Here is a 14,953-nt window from a genome sequence, read left to right as displayed (position 1 = left end):
GACGATGACGCAACCTTCTGTCTCGCCTGTCCTCGACGTGGTGCGCCTGGGGAAGTACTTCCCTGTCGGCGGCGGGCTGCGAGCGCAGCAGCTCCGGGCGCTGCACGACGCATCGTTCTCGCTGGCAGTGCGTGAGGTCATCGCGCTGGTCGGCGAGTCGGGCAGCGGCAAGAGCACGATCGCACGGCTCCTCGCGCGGCTGATGCCCCCGAGCAGCGGGCAGATCGTGTTCAAGGGTCGCGACGTGCTGAAGGAGGAGCCGACCCGCGCCTCGCTCGCTTACCGCGGGCAGGTGCAGATGATCTTCCAGGACCCGTTCGGCTCGCTCAACCCGGTGCACACCATCGGCTACCACCTCGAGCGGCCGCTCCTGCTCCACAACAAGGCGCCCACCCCGGCGATCCTCCGGGAGAAGGTGCACGAGCTGCTCAAGACGGTCGATCTGAATCCCCCCGCGGAGGTCGCGCTCAAGTTCCCGTACCAGCTGTCGGGCGGTCAGCGGCAGCGCGTGGCGATCGCCCGTGCCCTCGCGGTGGATCCCAGCGTGATCCTCGCGGACGAGCCGATCTCGATGCTCGACGTCTCGATCCGCATGGGCGTCCTGAACCTGATGGAGAAGCTCAAGGAGGAGCGCGGCATCTCGTACCTCTACATCACGCACGACATCGCGAGCGCGCGCTACGTCGCGGATCGCACGATGGTGATGTACGCCGGCCACATCGTGGAGGGCGCGCCGAGCGAGGAGCTGATGCAGCAGCCGGCGCACCCGTACACCAAGCTCCTGCTCTCGGCGGTTCCGGATCCGAACGGCTCGATCCGCGGCGAGCTCCCGGCCCGCTCCGGGGCGCCGAAGCTCATCAACCCGCCGCCGGGCTGCCCCTTCGCAGACCGCTGCCCGAGCGTGATGAACACGTGCCGGGAGCAGATGCCGGGGGCCGTCGACGTCGGGTCGGGGCACTGGGTCCGCTGCCACCTCTACGCGCCCGGCTCCGTCATCGCTCCCTCAGCGCTCTACGATCGCAAGGTGCCCGCCTCCGTCGAGGCCGGACCTCTCTAAGGAGAACCACGAACCGACATGCCGTCTCTGAGATTTCCCGACAATTTCGTCTGGGGGACCGCGACGTCCTCCTATCAGATCGAGGGGGCTACGAACGAGGACGGCCGCAGCGAGTCCATCTGGGATCGCTTCGCGAAGACGCCCGGTCAGATCGTCGACGGGACCAACGGCGACATCGCGTGCGACCACTACCACCGGTGGCCTGAGGACATCGCGCTGATGAAGAGCCTGGGCATGATGGCCTACAGGTTCTCGATCGCGTGGCCGCGCATCCTCCCGAACGGCCGGGGCGCGGTGAACCAGAAGGGGCTCGACTTCTACAGCCGGCTCGTGGACGGCCTCCTCGCGGCCGGGATCGAGCCGTACGCGACGCTCTTCCACTGGGACCTGCCGCAGGTGCTCCAGGACCAGGTCGGGGGCTGGCAGCACCGCTCGACGGCGGATGCGTTCGTGGAGTTCGCCGACGTCATCTCGCGGAAGCTCGGCGATCGCGTGAAGAAGTGGATCACGCACAACGAGCCGTGGTGCACGGCGTTCCTCAGCTACGAGAAGGGGATCCACGCGCCGGGCGGGCGCGATTTCAAGAAGGCCCTGACGGTGAGCCATCACCTCTTGCTCTCCCACGGCCTCGCTGTGCCCGTGCTGCGCCAGAACTGCCCCGGCGCCGAGGTGGGCATCACGCTGAACATGAACTACGCGATGCCCGCGTCGCCGAGCGCCGCCGACTACGACGCGTGCCGCCACTACGACGGGTATTTCAACCGCTGGTTCCTCGATCCGCTGTACGGCCGGCGTTACCCGGCGGACATGATCGAGGACTACATCGCGCTGGGCTACCTCCCTCCGGAGGGGCTGACCGTGTGCAAGCCGGGCGATCTCGACATCATCGCCACGCAGTGCGACTTCCTCGGCCTCAACTACTACTCGCGGGCGGTCCTGCGGAGCAGCAAGGTGCCCGAGGAGCAGAACCTGCCGAGGACGGTGCACGTCGCGCCCCTCTCCGAGCAGACGGAGATGCACTGGGAGGTCTACCCGGAAGGGCTGCGGCGGCTGCTCCTCCGGCTGCACGTGGAGTACGGCGTGCCGAAGCTCTACGTGACCGAGAACGGCGCGGCCTACTCGACCGAGCCCGACAAGGACGGCCGCATCCCGGACACGCGGCGGCTCGAGTTCCTGCGCGATCACTTCGTCGCCGCGCGGCGCGCGATGGACGCGGGGGCGCCGCTCGCGGGGTACTTCGTGTGGTCGCTGATGGACAACTACGAGTGGGATCGCGGCTATTCGCAGCGGTTCGGCATCGTCTGGGTGGACTACGAGACGCAGCGGCGCATCCCGAAGGACAGCGCGCTCTGGTACAAGGGCGTCATCGCCGCCAACGCGGTCGACGACGGCTCCTCGCAGGCGACCTGACCGGCGGCGCGCCGCGGATCACGCGGCGCACCGCTCCAGCCATCTCACGTCACGCGGAGCACCTCGTCCAGGGAGGTGCTCCCCTCCTTCACCTTGGTGAGCCCGGCCTCGCGGAGCGGCACGAGCCCTACCCTGCGCGCGGCGTCCCGGTAGGCGCGCTTTCCCGCCCGCGCCTTCACGAGATCCCGCAGGTCGTCGTCGAGCTCCAGCATCTCGAAGAGCCCCATGCGCCCCCGGTAGCCCGTCATGTGGCACGTCTGGCACCCGACGGCGCGCTTCAGCTCGGCGCCCTTCTCGATGAGGACCTTGTCCTCTTCGCCCGTCACGGCGGTCTCGAGCTCGTACGTCTCCGCGCACTCCTCGCAGAGCTTGCGGACGAGCCGCTGCGCGATCACGGCGAGCAGGGCGTTCGCCACGATCCACGACTCCGCGCCGAGGTCCACGAGGCGCGCGACCGTGTCGACAGCGTCGGAGGTGTGCAGCGTCGACAGCACGAGGTGCCCCGTGAGGCTCGCCTGCAGCGCGATCTGCGCCGTCTCGGGATCGCGCATCTCGCCCACCATGATCACGTCCGGGTCCTGCCGCAGGATCGCGCGCAGGCCCGTCGCGAACGTGAAGCCCTGCCTCGGGTTGGTCTGCCCCTGCGTGATGTCGGCGAACTCGACCTCGATCGGATCTTCCAGCGTGACGATGCTCAGCTCGCTCGTCTTCATGACCTTGATCAGCGAGTAGAGCGTCGAGGTCTTGCCGGACCCGGTCGGCCCGCACACGACGATCAGCCCCGAGGGCCTGTCGGCGAGGCGCTCGAGCCGCGGCAGGTCCCCCTCGGAGAGCCCGAGCTTGTCGAGCGCGATGAGCTGGTGGCTCAGCAGCACGCGCAGCACGAGCGTCTCGCCGTGGATCGCGGGGAACGTCGAGGCGCGCAGGTGGATGAGCGGGTGGCCATGGAGCTCCAGGCTGAACTGGCCGTCCTGCGGCAGGCGCCGCTCGGTCATGTCCATCCGCGCGAGCACCTTCACGCGCGAGGTGAGCGACGGCGCGATCTCGATCGGGATCTGCCCCTGCGCCACCATCACGCCGTCGACGCGGTAGCGCACGCGGATGCCGTCGCGCTTCGGCTCGACGTGGATGTCGCTCGCGCCCATCGAGACCGCGCGGCGGACCAGGTGATCGAGCACCTTGACCGCGTCGAGCTCCTCGGACGCCGAGGGGGGGCGGCTCTGGCTCATCGCGCGCCTCCCTTGCCGACGACGTCGATCGTGCGGAGCGAGACCATCTTGAGCTCATCCGAGGGGGGGAACGTCGCCCAGACGCTGACGCCGTAGAGCCCGGGCCGCCCGCGGTCGTCCAGCGGGACCTGGATGTCGAATCGATTGCCGGTCACCTGGAGAGGAATAGGCGTCTTGAAGCCCTTCGGGAAGAACGTCGCGTAGGGCGGCGGGATCGGGTATCCGCCCATCTTGAGCAGCTTCTCCGGCTTGAGCGGCTTCCCCGCCTCGACCCGTGAGATCCCGACGCCCGCGATCTTCGCCGGCGCGGCGAGCTCGCCGCCCACCCGGATCCGCTCGCCGATCTTCGCCCGCCTGGGCAGCGGCTGGTACGTCCCGTAGTCGTCGACGAACTCCTGCGCCACGCAGGCGATGTCGAACCCCTTCGCCTTGGCCAGCCCGACCCCGAGCGACGTGTGCGACGCTGTGAGCACGTTGCGCCGGTGCCCGTCGGCCGGGGGCCTCTCGTTCATGAAGGCCTGGTGCACGCGCTCGAGGCTCTCCGCGGAGAAGCGCGGATCCGGATCGAGCTCGCGGGGGATCGCGTCGGCGAAGCAGCCGGCGTTCTCCATCGGGAACCCGTCGCCGCCCGCGGCCGTGTAGCGCTCCTCCGGGACCGAGCCGTCGCTGCCCCAATGGCCGGTGAAGCCGATCCGGACCATGTCCTCGGCGTGCCGCCGCCCCGCGCGCGCCGCTGTCTCGTCCCACCGGACGGGCGGCAGCTTGTGCGCCGCGCGATCGCGGTTCACGAGGCCGAGCACGTACCGGCCTGCCTCCGCGCGGGTCATCTGCTGGCCCGGCGCGGGCGGGGCCTGGGCGCCCTGGGCCTCGCCGCTGGCCTCCACGCCGGCGGCCTTGCCCTCCGAGGGGCGCGCGCTCTCCTCCGTCGCGCCTTCTCTTGCCGTGCCCCCGGAGGGCCCCTCCGCCGGCTCCTTCGCGGCGCTGGCGCCGCACCCGAGCGCGTGGGCGCTCACGGCGACGAGCCCGAGCCAGAGCGCTCCGGACCGGCGTCTTCGCTGACCATCCATCGCTCCTGTCCTGCATCCCCTGGTGACTCCGATGATCGCGCGCATCGCTGCGACCGTAGCGCCTCGATGCCGCGCACGCACCCAGGAGCGCCGACGCCTCCGGGCGCACGGCGGCGTGTACGGCGGCGAGGTCGAGGTGGTAAGCGATGCGCTACGTGAGCACGTCGTCATCGTCGCAGGGCGCCGTCGCCGCGCACCCGCCCGGGGCCTCCGCGATCGTCCTCGCCGCGGAGCGCGAGGGGCGCGCGGCGCACCCGACCGCGGGCGTCCTGTGGATGCTCCTGGCCCAGTCGCTCTTCGCCGCGATGAACGTCCTCGCGCGGCTCTCCTCGGCGCACGCGCCGTGGCCCGAGGTGGCGGCGTCGCGCACGATGGTGGGCGCGGCCACCGCGCTCGGCGTCGCGCTCGTCCGCCGGGCGCCGCTCACCATGGGTCGGGGCGACCGGCGGCTCGCGTGGGCGCGCTCGCTCTGCGGCACCGGGGCGATGCTCTGCGGCTTCTACACGCTCGGCACGCCGCAGATCGCGCTCGGCGACGCGGTCACGCTCGGCGCGACGAGCCCGATCTTCGTCGCGATCCTCGCCCCGCGGCTGCTCGGCGAGCGGACGAGCCCGCGCCTCTGGCTCGCGACCCTGCTCGCCTTCGCGGGCGTCGGGCTGGTCGCCGCGCCGAGGCTCGCGATCGCGGGCGAGATCGCGCTCATCGCCACGCTCGGCGCCGTCTTCTCCGCGTTCGCCATGATCTGGCTGCGCAGGATCGGCGCCGGCGGGGAGCGCGCGAGCCCCGAGGCGATCGCGCTGCACTTCTCGCTCGTGGCGAGCGCCGCGATGGTCGCGCTGTCGATCCCGGTCTGGCGGACGCCCGACGCGCTCGGCGCCGTCCTGCTGATCGGGACGGGGCTCGCCGGCGGCCTCGCGCAGCTCGCGATGACGCGCGCCTACGCGCTCGACAGCGCGGCGCGCATCGGCGCGATCGGTTACCTCGGGGTCGTCCTGTCGCACGTGCTCGCCGCCGCCTGGCTCGGCGAGAGCCCGTCGGCGGACCAGCTGCTCGGGACGGCGCTCGTGATGGCGGCCGGCCTGTGGCTCGCTTCCCAGGCGCTGCGCGACGCGCGGCGGCCGGCGCGTTGACCGGCCTCCATCCCGCGTGGGATAGCGGAGCTCCGGTCAAGGAGGATCTGCATGAAAGCGTTCGCTCTCCAGGGTTCGTTCGGTCTCGACGCGCTCCGCCCGATCGATCTTCCGGATCCTGAGCCGGGGCCTGGGCAGGTCGTCCTCCAGATGAGGGCGGCGTCGCTCAACTTCCGCGACCTGCTGGTGGCGAAGGGGCTCTACAACCCGAAGTTCTCGCTGCCGCTGATCCCGCTCTCCGATGGGGTCGGCGAGGTCGTCGCCGTGGGGGACGGGGTGACGCGGGTGAAGGTCGGCGATCGCGTGAGCCCGACCTTCCACCAGCGCTGGATCGACGGGGAGCTCTCCGCGGACAAGGCGCGGGCGGCGCTCGGCGGGGAGCTGCCGGGCGTGGCGGCGGAGCGGGTGCTGCTCGATGAGGAGGGGGTCGTCAAGGTTCCGCAGCACCTCACGGACGAGGAGGCCGCGTCGCTGCCGTGCGCCGCGGTGACCGCGTGGAACGCGCTCTTCGCGGCGAGCCACCTCAAGGCGGGCGACACGGTCCTCGTCCAGGGCACGGGCGGCGTCTCGATCTTCGCGCTGCAGTTCGCCCGGCTCGCGGGCGCCCGCGTCATCGTCACCTCGAGCAGCGACGAGAAGCTCGAGCGCGCCAGGTCGCTCGGGGCGTCGGAGACCATCAACTACCGCACGAACCCCGACTGGGACGCGCCCGCGCGCTCGTTCACCGGCGGCGCCGGCGTGGATCACGTGATCGAGGTGGGCGGCGCGGGCACGCTCGCCCGCTCGCTCCGCGCGGTCCGGTTCGGCGGCCGCGTGAGCCTCATCGGCGTGCTCACGGGCGGCGCGCTGGGGGATGTCGGCCTGTTCCCCATCCTGATGAAGCAGATCACCGCGCAGGGCATCTTCGTCGGGTCGCGGGCGATGTTCGAGGACATGAACCGCGCGATCGCGGCGAGCGGGCTCCGGCCTGTCGTCGACCGCGTGGTCCCCTTCGCCGAGGTGCGCCAGGCGATCGAGTCCATGGCGAGCGGCTCACACTTCGGGAAGATCGCGATCCGGTTCTGACGGAGCCGACCGCGACGGGCTGCGCCCCTCCGGCGCCGCGGCCTCCCCTCCGGCGCGCCGGCATCCCCCGGAAGTGGCCTCGTCGGCCCAAGTCGTTTACGAGTCGTCTACGAACGGATTCCGCGGCCGGCCACTCGCCTGCGCCGCGCGAGAGGTGGTGGACGATGCGGCTCGATCTGGAGCTCGAGGTCCTGTGTGGTCAGCTCATCGTGGGCGGCTTCGACGGCGTGGAGCCGCCGGCCCGGTACCTGAAGGCCCTCGCCGAGGGGCGGCGGGGCGGCGCGATCCTGTTCCGGCGCAACGTCCCTGACGCGGCCGCCACGACGCGGCTCTGCCAGGCGCTCGCCGCGGCGGGCGGCCCTGAACGGCCTCCCTTCATCGGCATCGATCAGGAGGGGGGCCGCGTCACCCGCTTGCCCGCGCCGTTCCTGACGCTGCCGTCGATGCGCTCCCTCGGCGAGCTCGCGGACCTCCCGCTGCTGCGCCGCGCGGCGCGCGCCGTCGCGTCCGAGCTCCGGGCGGTCGGCATCAACCTGAACTTCGCCCCGGTGCTCGACGTCGACTCGAACCCGGCGAACCCGATCATCGGCGATCGCGCGTTCGGCCGCGATCCCGGCGCGGTCGCGCGGAGCGCCGTCGCGTTCCTGGAGGGGCTCCAGGAGGAGGGCGTGCTCGCCTGCGGCAAGCACTTCCCGGGGCACGGCGACACGGCGCTCGACAGCCACCTCGCGCTCCCGACCATCGCCCACGGGCGCGGCCGCCTCGACGAGATCGAGCTGCCGCCGTTCCGCGCCGCCTGCGGCGCCGGGGTCGCGTCGCTCATGACGGCGCACATCGTCGTCGAGGCGCTGGATCCCGGCGTCCCGGCGACGCTGTCGCGCTCCATCTGCACCGACCTCCTGCGCGGCGAGATCGGCTTCGAGGGGGTGCTCTTCTCGGACGATCTCGAGATGGCCGCGATCGCCGCGCACCACGCCGTCGAGGAGGCCGCCGCCGCGGCCGTCTGGGCGGGCTGCGACGCGCTGCTCGTCTGCCACCGCGAGGACCTGCAGGATCGCGTGCACGAGGCGCTCGTGCGCAAGGCCGAGCGCGAGCCGCGCTTCCGCGAGCGCTGCGCCGAGGCGGCCGCGCGCTGCCTGGGCCTGCGCCGGCGGTGCCCGCCGCGGCCGGCCTCCTCGCCCGCGGCGTTCGCCGAGATCGTCGGCGGGCCCGCGTCCCGGGCGGTGCTCGAGGACATCGAGCGGGCGCGCGGCGCGCGCGGCGCCGAGGCGGCGACGTGACGGCGCCGCCGGGGGCCGCGCCCGCGGAGGCCGCGCAGCACCCCGAGCGCCCGTTCGCCATCACGGCGCGCCGGCTCGTCACCTGCGACCCGTCCCGCGCCTCGGCCGGCGACCCCCTCGGCGTGATCGAAGACGCCGCGATCGTGGTGCGAGGCGGCGCGATCGACGCCGTCGGACCGCGGCACGAGGTCCTTCGGCCCGAGGCCGGCGTGCCGATCGCGATCGAGGCCGGGGGGGTCGTCACGCCCGGGCTCGTCGACTGCCACACGCACGCGCCCTGGATCGGCTCGCGGGACGCCGAGTACGCGATCCGCATGGCCGGCGGCGACTACGAGGCGATCGCCGCGGCCGGCGGCGGCATCGTCGCGAGCATGCGCGCGGCGCGCGCCGCGGCCGCCGGCGAGCTCGCGGACACGCTCCGGGCCCGCCTCCGCCGGATGGCCGCGCTCGGCGTGACCGCCGTCGAGGCCAAGAGCGGCTACGGCCTCGACGAGGCGACGGAGCGCAAGCAGCTCGAGGCGGTCGCCGAGGCGGGGAGGGACGCGCGGCTGCCCCGCGTCGTTCCGACGTACCTCGCGCTGCACGCGTTGCCCCCGGAGGCCGGCGGCGACCGCGCGGCCTACGCGGCGACCGTCGCGCGCTCCTGGCTCCCCGCGATCGCCGCGGCCGGCCTCGCGCGCTACGTCGACGCCTACATCGACCGGGGCGCGTTCTCGGTGGACGAGGCGCGGCCGGTCCTCGAGCGCGCGCGCGGGTTGGGTCTCGGCGTGCGCGTGCACGTCGGGCAGTTCGCGGACGTGGGCGGCGCCGAGCTCGCCGCCGCGCTCGGCGCCGCGTCGGCCGACCACCTCGAGCACGTCGCCCCGGCCGGCATCGCGGCGCTCGCCCAGGCGGGCGTCGCCGCCGCGCTGCTGCCCGTCGCGAGCTTCACGCTGCGGCAGGAGCCGCCGCCCGTCGCCGCGCTCCGGGCCGCCGGCGTCCCGCTGATCGTGGGCAGCGACGCGAACCCCGGCACGGCGCCGACCGAGAGCCTGCCGCTCGCGCTCGCGCTCGGGGTGCGGCTCTACGGCCTCACCGTCGCCGAGGCGATCCTGGGCGCGACGCGCGAGGCGGCGGTCGCGCTCGGCCTCGGCGGCGTGTGCGGCGCCGTCCGTCCGGGGCTGCGCGCGGATCTCGCCGTGTGGGACCTGCCCCACGAGAACGCGATCGTGCAGCCCTGGGGCGCGCCGCGCGCGCGGGCCGTGCTGCGCGACGGCGACATCATCGCGGCGGGGTGCTGAGGCAGACAGCAAGTCAAGCCTGGACGCGCGTGCACCCTGCGCGTATGCCGCGCCCATGACTGAGACGCAGAGCCCTGTCGCTGTCCCGAGCCGCGCGGACAGCTCGTTCGATCCGGTCCCGCTCCTGGCCGAGGAGCTGAGCCTCCCGCGCCAGGGGGTCTCGGCGGTGGCCAAGCTGCTCGCCGAGGGGGCGACGGTCCCGTTCATCGCCCGCTACCGCAAGGAAGCGACCGGCGGGCTCGACGAGGTGCAGATCCGCGCCATCGAGGAGCGCCGCGCCTACCTCATCGAGCTCGAGGAGCGCCGCGCCACGGTGCTCACGGAGATCCAGAAGCAGGGCAAGCTCACCGACGCGCTCGCCTCGAAGATCCGCGCCTGCCACACGAAGGCCGAGCTCGAGGACCTCTACCTCCCCTTCAAGCCGAAGCGCCGCACGCGGGCCATCATCGCGAAGGAGCGGGGCCTCGAGCCGCTCGCGGATCGCATGTGGTCGCAGCCGGGGGACGGCAGCCCCGAGGAGGAGGCCCGCGCGTTCGTCAGCGCCGAGAAGGAGGTCCCCGACGCGGCGGCCGCCCTCGCCGGCGCGCGCGACATCTGCGCCGAGCGCATCGCCGAGCACGCCGACGTGCGCAAGCTCGTCCGCGAGGCCTACGCGAAGGAAGGCGTCATCAAGGTCCAGAAGAACGAGGAGCACGCGGCCAAGCAGACGAAGTTCGACATGTACGGGAGCTTCGAAGAGCCCGTCGCGAACATCCCGTCGCACCGCTACCTCGCGATCCGCCGCGGCGAGGCCGAGGGCGTGCTCCGCGCCTCGATCGAGCTCGCGCCCGAGCCGCTCGTCCCGCCCATCCACGCCGCGGTCGGGCTGAAGCCGAAATCGCCGTGGGCCGGCGAGCTCACGAAGGCCGCGGACGACGCCGTGAAGCGGCTCCTGCTCCCGGCGGTCCAGAGCGACGTGCGCGTCGACCTCAAGATGCAGGCCGATCGCGCCGCGGTCGAGGTCTTCGCCCAGAACCTCCGCGAGCTCCTCCTCGCCGCGCCCTTCGGCACGAAGGCGGTGCTCGGCATCGACCCCGGCCAGCGCACCGGCTGCAAGTGCGCCGTCGTCGACGAGACGGGCAAGCTCCTCGAGCACACGACGATCTACCTGGTCGGGAGCGGCGACTCGCTCGAGCGCGCGCGCCAGGACCTGCGCCGCATCTGCCGCAAGTACCCGCTCCGCGCGGTCGCCGTGGGCAACGGCACGCACGGCCGCGAGACCGAGGCGTTCGTGAAGGACGTGCTCGCGTCGGAGGGGTTGACGGAGCTGTTCTGCGTCCCGGTGAGCGAGGCTGGCGCGAGCGTCTACTCGGCGAGCGACGTCGCGCGCGAGGAGTTCCCCGAGCTCGATCTCACGGTGCGCGGCGCGATCAGCATCGCCCGCAGGCTGCAGGACCCGCTCGCGGAGCTCGTGAAGGTCGACCCGAAGAGCATCGGCGTCGGCCAGTACCAGCACGACGTCTACCAGGGGCTGCTCGCGCGGAAGCTCGACGAGGTGGTCGAGAGCTGCGTGAACCGGGTCGGCGTCGAGCTCAACACCGCGAGCGCCCCGCTGCTCGCCCGCGTCGCCGGCATCGGCCCGAGCCTCGCGAAGAAGATCGTCGCGCACCGCGACCTGAACGGCGCGTTCAAGAGCCGCAAGGCGCTGCTCGACGTGCCCGGCGTCGGCCCGCGGACGTTCGAGCAGGCGGCGGGCTTCGTGCGGGTCCGGGGCGGGGAGCACCCGCTCGACGCGAGCGCCGTGCACCCGGAGCGCTACGGCCTCGTCGAGCGCATCGCGGCGGACCTCGGCGTGCCGGTCGGGTCGCTCATCGGCGACACGGCGGCGATCGCGCGGATCGATCCGAAGAAGTACGAGGCCGGCGACGTCGGCTCGTTCACGCTGAACGACATCCTGAGCGAGCTGAAGAAGCCGGGCCGCGACCCGCGCGCCACGTTCGAGCCGCCGAAGTTCCGCGACGACGTGCGGACCATGGAGGATCTCAAGCCGGGCATGGAGCTCGAGGGCGTGGTGACCAACGTCACGGCGTTCGGCGCCTTCGTCGACATCGGCGTCCACCAGGACGGCCTCGTGCACGTCTCGCAGCTGGCGGACAGGTTCGTGAAGGACCCGAACGAGGTCGCGAAGGTGGGCGACAAGATCAAGGTGCGCGTGCTCGAGGTCGACCTCGTGCGCAAGCGCATCTCGCTCACCGCGAAGAAGGGCGGCGCTCCCGCCGGCGCGCGTCCCCAGGCGGGCGGCCCGTCCGCCGGCGGCGACGCGCGCGGCCGCAACGATCGCGGCGACGGCCGCCGGCCGGCCCAGGGGCAGGGGCAGGGGCAGGGGCAGCAAGGGAAGGGGCAGGGGAGCTCGTCGGGCGGCTTCCGCAACAACCCGTTCGCCGATCTGCTCCGGAAGTGAGCGGCGCATGCCCGCCTGGCCCCGGGCCAGGCGGGCGGGCGGCGCTAGAACCCATGATCGGCGAAGAAGCGCTCGATCCGGAGCGAGACGAGCTCGGGGAACTCGACCGCGGTGGTGTGGGTCCCGCCGCGGACCACGAGGATCTCCGCCATCGGGATGCGGCGTGCCATCGACTGCGCCAGCGCCCGCGGGGTGAACGCGTCGCGGTCGCCGGTGATGAGCAGCGTCGGGACGTCGATCTGCTCGAGCACGTGCTCGGCGTCGTGGGCGTCCAGCGCGCGCAGGTTGCTGAAGAGCGCGTCCATGTCGAGCCGGCCGAAAGGCTGCACGAGCTCGGCGAACGCATCGCCGTCGAGCGTCTTGCCGAGCAGCCCCATTCGCTTCAGCCAGTGCACCGCGTCCGGCGGGGCCATGGTGCTGCCCGTCACCCGGGCCGCCAGCGTGTGAGCACGCGCCGCGAGCGCCACGAACGGCGGGAACAGCCGCCCGAGCCCAGGCAGCGGCCCCATCGTCCCCAGCGGCCGGCGGTAGGTGCCGTTCAGCAGGACCAGGTTCGCGGCGAACCCCGGGAGCCTGTGGAACGCCTCCAGCACCACCTGGACGCCCACGCTCCATCCCATCAGCGAGCCGTGCCGGATCCCTTCGACGGCGAGGATCGCCTCCAGGTCGCGGACATGGTTCGCGACCGCATAGGCCTCCGGAACGTCCGGCGACGGGCGCCTCGACGCGTACATCCCGCGGTAGTCCCACGTGATGAACCGGTACTGGTCGGAGAGGTACTCGACCTGCGCCCGCCAGGCGAGGTACGGCCCGCCCAGACCGTTGACCAGGACCACCGTCTTCGCCCCCTCGAACGGCGGCGGCGTCACGCGGTAGGTGATGTCGGTTCCATCGAAGCTCGTGACCCGCCGGGTCTCCATCCGGAGCGACGGCCGGCGCGAGGGCGGCCCCCGCCGGCCCCCGCTGGAGGCAGGAGGGGGCGGCGCCTGCCACCCGCCGCTGGAAGGCGGGGGTGCCGCCTGCCGCCCGTCGCCAAAGGATGCCGCGGGCGGCGCCTGCGGTCTGTTGCCGGTGGATGAAGCTGGCGGCGCCTGCGGTCCGCTGCCGGAAGGAGAGCGGAGCCGCGGCGGCCGACCCCCGCCGAACTTGAACGAGACCATGAGCCCCCTGCTTCCTACCCGGTCCCTTCGCGGAGGGCCAGGTTGCCGGCGGTCGCCTGCGTGATGGGAAAGGATGGGGGCCGGGAGCGACGGTACCGACCCGGCGAGGGCGCAGCTGCGGGCCAGCGGGGGCTGCCGTGGGCCCGGGTGGCCTGGCGATCGCCTGTCGAAACACATCCCGCGCTGCGATCGCCATCGCGTTGACATTCCAGGCAGCGCGCCGCTAACGTGCCCGGCGGGTTGTCCGCTCGCCCGGCGCTCCCGTCGTGTTGCTGATCTTTCCCTCCCCGCTCCCATGTCGGTCTGCTGGAGGCCGGCCCGTGTCGTCTTCTGCTGCCGCTCGCGCAGCGGCAGCTCCGGTTCGGGCCGTGGTGGGTCGATTCCCTCGGGCGGGCTGGAGTTTTCAGCGCGAAGTGGTGCAGCGATCCCGTCCTCGAGGAGCCGATGGCTGAAGAAAAGAAGAAGAGCAAAATCGATCTGAAGGCTCGGCTTGGCAAAACGGCGATAGGCGGGGCGCCGGGAGCGGCCGTCCCCCTTCCCGTGCCTGGCTCGCAGCCCGGATCGGGGCCGCCTCCCGACATGAACGCGGGCCCGATCGGCGTGCCCTCTCCGCATCCGAGCGCGCGGCCGCCGATGCCCTCCGTGGGGGGCATCGCGCCTCCGCCCGGGATCTCGCCAGGCATCCCGTTGCCTCCGTTCGCGCCGGCGCCGCGTCCTGTGATCCAGACGCCCCCGCCCAAGCCGACGGCGGCCGCGCAGACCATCAAGGTCGAGGTCGGCGAGGAGGTCGAGCAGGAGCGCCGGAAGGCCTCGAAGAAGACGGCGCTCTACGCCGGCCTCGCGGCGGTCGTCGGCATCGCCGTGGGCTTCGCCATCGGCGGCGCGAAGGAGCGCGGCGATCGCGGCAAGCTCGCGGTCGAGGGCGCCGCGGCGCTCGAGAAGGACGTGAAGGCCGCGAACGAGAAGATGGCGGCGCTGAAGGAGAAGCTCGAGGCGGGCCGGGCGGCGCTCGAGGGGAAGAAGTTCCCCGCGGAGCTCGTGAACGAGCTGGGCGGCATCAACGTCCCGTTCGACGCCACCAACCTGGAGGGCAAGCAGATCGGCAGCCTCCCGGGGCGGGTGATGCGCCAGCTCCTCACCTACACCACGGCGGTCCAGGATCTGAACAAGACCAAGGACAGCCTCAAGAACGTCCTCTCCGCCGCGCAGGCTCCCGTCGAGAAATCGTGGAAGGAGCAGGAGGAGCCGGTCGTGAACTTCTCGGTGGTCTTCCGCCGGGACGGCGACAAGACGGTGGCCGAGCTCGTTCCCAACAAGGCGCCGTTCCCGTTCGGCAAGGACTGGCCGGCGAAGTACACGGTGAGCCGCCTCGAGCGCACGCAGCAGGGCTTGAAGCCCGCCGAGAAGGAGGCCACCCGCTGGACGAAGGGCGACATCGCCGGCGGCGATCTGCAGGCCCTCCCGGTCGATCCTCAGTCCGTTGCAGGCCTCACGAGCGAGCAGATGGTCTTCCGGCTCGCCAGCGCGATGGCGGACATCCGCAAGACGCTCGACGGCAACAAGGACAACCCCGTCGAAGAGACGCCCGGCCTCATCAAGGAGGGCGACGATCTCGCGAACGAGCTCCACAAAATCTCCCTCGCCCGCTGAGCGGCACGCGCCCGCTTCGGATACGGGCCCATCTCGACGTTTTCGGTGCTCGGCGCACCGGAGTGCGCCTGCGCGCCGAAAACGCCGATCTGGGCCCGTCTCCTGTGCGGGCGCGCGCCGCTCGGCCGCGGCAGATCTGGAGCGCCGCTCGGCCGCGGCAGATCTGGAGCGCCGCCCGCGGCGCG

The 14,953-nt window shown here is 72.6% G+C and carries 11 protein-coding genes; 8 read left to right on the top strand and 3 right to left on the bottom strand.

What is annotated here, in order from left to right; genetic code table 11:
* Window positions 1-4 precede the first annotated feature (4 nt).
* Window positions 5-1,057 (top strand): ABC transporter ATP-binding protein, encoded by a 1,053-nt coding sequence (locus tag POL72_RS01455; RefSeq protein ID WP_276596366.1) that lies wholly within the window; start codon window positions 5-7, stop codon window positions 1,055-1,057.
* 18 nt (window positions 1,058-1,075) lie between these two features.
* Window positions 1,076-2,467: a GH1 family beta-glucosidase gene (locus POL72_RS01450; protein ID WP_272093118.1), complete on the top strand. Its 1,392-nt coding sequence runs from the start codon at window positions 1,076-1,078 to the stop codon at window positions 2,465-2,467.
* Window positions 2,468-2,511: 44 nt separating this feature from the next.
* Here the strand turns inward: POL72_RS01450 and POL72_RS01445 are convergent, their stop codons facing one another.
* Both POL72_RS01445 and POL72_RS01440 read right to left on the bottom strand, forming a co-directional pair.
* Entirely contained in the window at window positions 2,512-3,696 is a 1,185-nt protein-coding gene (locus POL72_RS01445; RefSeq protein WP_272093117.1) for a GspE/PulE family protein, read from the bottom strand.
* Entirely contained in the window at window positions 3,693-4,763 is a 1,071-nt protein-coding gene (locus POL72_RS01440; RefSeq protein WP_272093116.1) for a CAP domain-containing protein, read from the bottom strand. Before POL72_RS01440 ends, POL72_RS01445 begins: the two co-directional genes overlap by 4 nt.
* Window positions 4,764-4,909: 146 nt before the next feature.
* On the opposite strand from POL72_RS01440, the gene POL72_RS01435 reads away from it, so the two are divergent.
* The 5 genes from POL72_RS01435 (at window position 4,910) to POL72_RS01415 (ending at window position 11,958) form a co-directional block, all read left to right on the top strand.
* Window positions 4,910-5,893: a DMT family transporter gene (locus POL72_RS01435; RefSeq protein ID WP_272093114.1), complete on the top strand. Its 984-nt coding sequence runs from the start codon at window positions 4,910-4,912 to the stop codon at window positions 5,891-5,893.
* Window positions 5,894-5,944: 51 nt separating this feature from the next.
* Window positions 5,945-6,958 carry a zinc-dependent alcohol dehydrogenase family protein gene (locus POL72_RS01430; protein WP_272093112.1) on the top strand — a complete coding sequence of 338 codons (1,014 nt, stop codon included), beginning with the start codon at window positions 5,945-5,947 and terminating at the stop codon, window positions 6,956-6,958.
* A 164-nt stretch (window positions 6,959-7,122) separates the two neighbouring features.
* On the top strand, window positions 7,123-8,238 hold the full coding sequence (nagZ, locus tag POL72_RS01425) for a beta-N-acetylhexosaminidase (protein ID WP_272093111.1): 1,116 nt from the start codon (window positions 7,123-7,125) through the stop codon (window positions 8,236-8,238).
* On the top strand, window positions 8,235-9,518 hold the full coding sequence (hutI, locus tag POL72_RS01420; RefSeq protein ID WP_272093110.1) for an imidazolonepropionase: 1,284 nt from the start codon (window positions 8,235-8,237) through the stop codon (window positions 9,516-9,518). Before nagZ ends, hutI begins: the two co-directional genes overlap by 4 nt.
* A gap of 55 nt (window positions 9,519-9,573) precedes the next feature.
* Window positions 9,574-11,958, top strand: a complete 2,385-nt coding sequence (locus tag POL72_RS01415; RefSeq protein ID WP_272093108.1) for a Tex family protein — start codon at window positions 9,574-9,576, stop codon at window positions 11,956-11,958.
* Between the two features lie 44 nt (window positions 11,959-12,002).
* Here POL72_RS01415 and POL72_RS01410 read toward each other — a convergent pair whose 3' ends face one another.
* Window positions 12,003-13,118, bottom strand: coding sequence for an alpha/beta fold hydrolase (locus POL72_RS01410; protein WP_272093106.1), 1,116 nt, complete (start codon window positions 13,116-13,118; stop codon window positions 12,003-12,005).
* 444 nt (window positions 13,119-13,562) lie between these two features.
* Between POL72_RS01410 and POL72_RS01405 the strand changes: the two genes are divergently transcribed.
* On the top strand, window positions 13,563-14,768 hold the full coding sequence (locus POL72_RS01405; RefSeq protein WP_272093105.1) for a formin: 1,206 nt from the start codon (window positions 13,563-13,565) through the stop codon (window positions 14,766-14,768).
* Window positions 14,769-14,953 lie beyond the last annotated feature (185 nt).

The organism is Sorangium aterium (assembly GCF_028368935.1).
Lineage (GTDB): Bacteria > Myxococcota_A > Polyangia > Polyangiales > Polyangiaceae > Sorangium > Sorangium atrum.
This window is presented reverse-complemented; position numbering and strand designations above follow the sequence as displayed.

Bases quoted from the DNA above. Each gene is read 5' to 3' on its own strand.
- POL72_RS01440 (WP_272093116.1), bottom strand. From the start codon at position 4,763: ATGGATGGTCAGCGAAGACGCCGGTCCGGAGCGCTCTGGCTCGGGCTC.
- POL72_RS01435 (WP_272093114.1), top strand. From the start codon at position 4,910: ATGCGCTACGTGAGCACGTCGTCATCGTCGCAGGGCGCCGTCGCCGCG.
- POL72_RS01445 (WP_272093117.1), bottom strand. From the start codon at position 3,696: ATGAGCCAGAGCCGCCCCCCCTCGGCGTCCGAGGAGCTCGACGCGGTC.
- POL72_RS01410 (WP_272093106.1), bottom strand. From the start codon at position 13,118: ATGGTCTCGTTCAAGTTCGGCGGGGGTCGGCCGCCGCGGCTCCGCTCT.
- POL72_RS01455 (WP_276596366.1), top strand. From the start codon at position 5: ATGACGCAACCTTCTGTCTCGCCTGTCCTCGACGTGGTGCGCCTGGGG.
- POL72_RS01450 (WP_272093118.1), top strand. From the start codon at position 1,076: ATGCCGTCTCTGAGATTTCCCGACAATTTCGTCTGGGGGACCGCGACG.
- POL72_RS01415 (WP_272093108.1), top strand. From the start codon at position 9,574: ATGACTGAGACGCAGAGCCCTGTCGCTGTCCCGAGCCGCGCGGACAGC.
- POL72_RS01430 (WP_272093112.1), top strand. From the start codon at position 5,945: ATGAAAGCGTTCGCTCTCCAGGGTTCGTTCGGTCTCGACGCGCTCCGC.
- POL72_RS01405 (WP_272093105.1), top strand. From the start codon at position 13,563: ATGGCTGAAGAAAAGAAGAAGAGCAAAATCGATCTGAAGGCTCGGCTT.
- nagZ (WP_272093111.1), top strand. From the start codon at position 7,123: ATGCGGCTCGATCTGGAGCTCGAGGTCCTGTGTGGTCAGCTCATCGTG.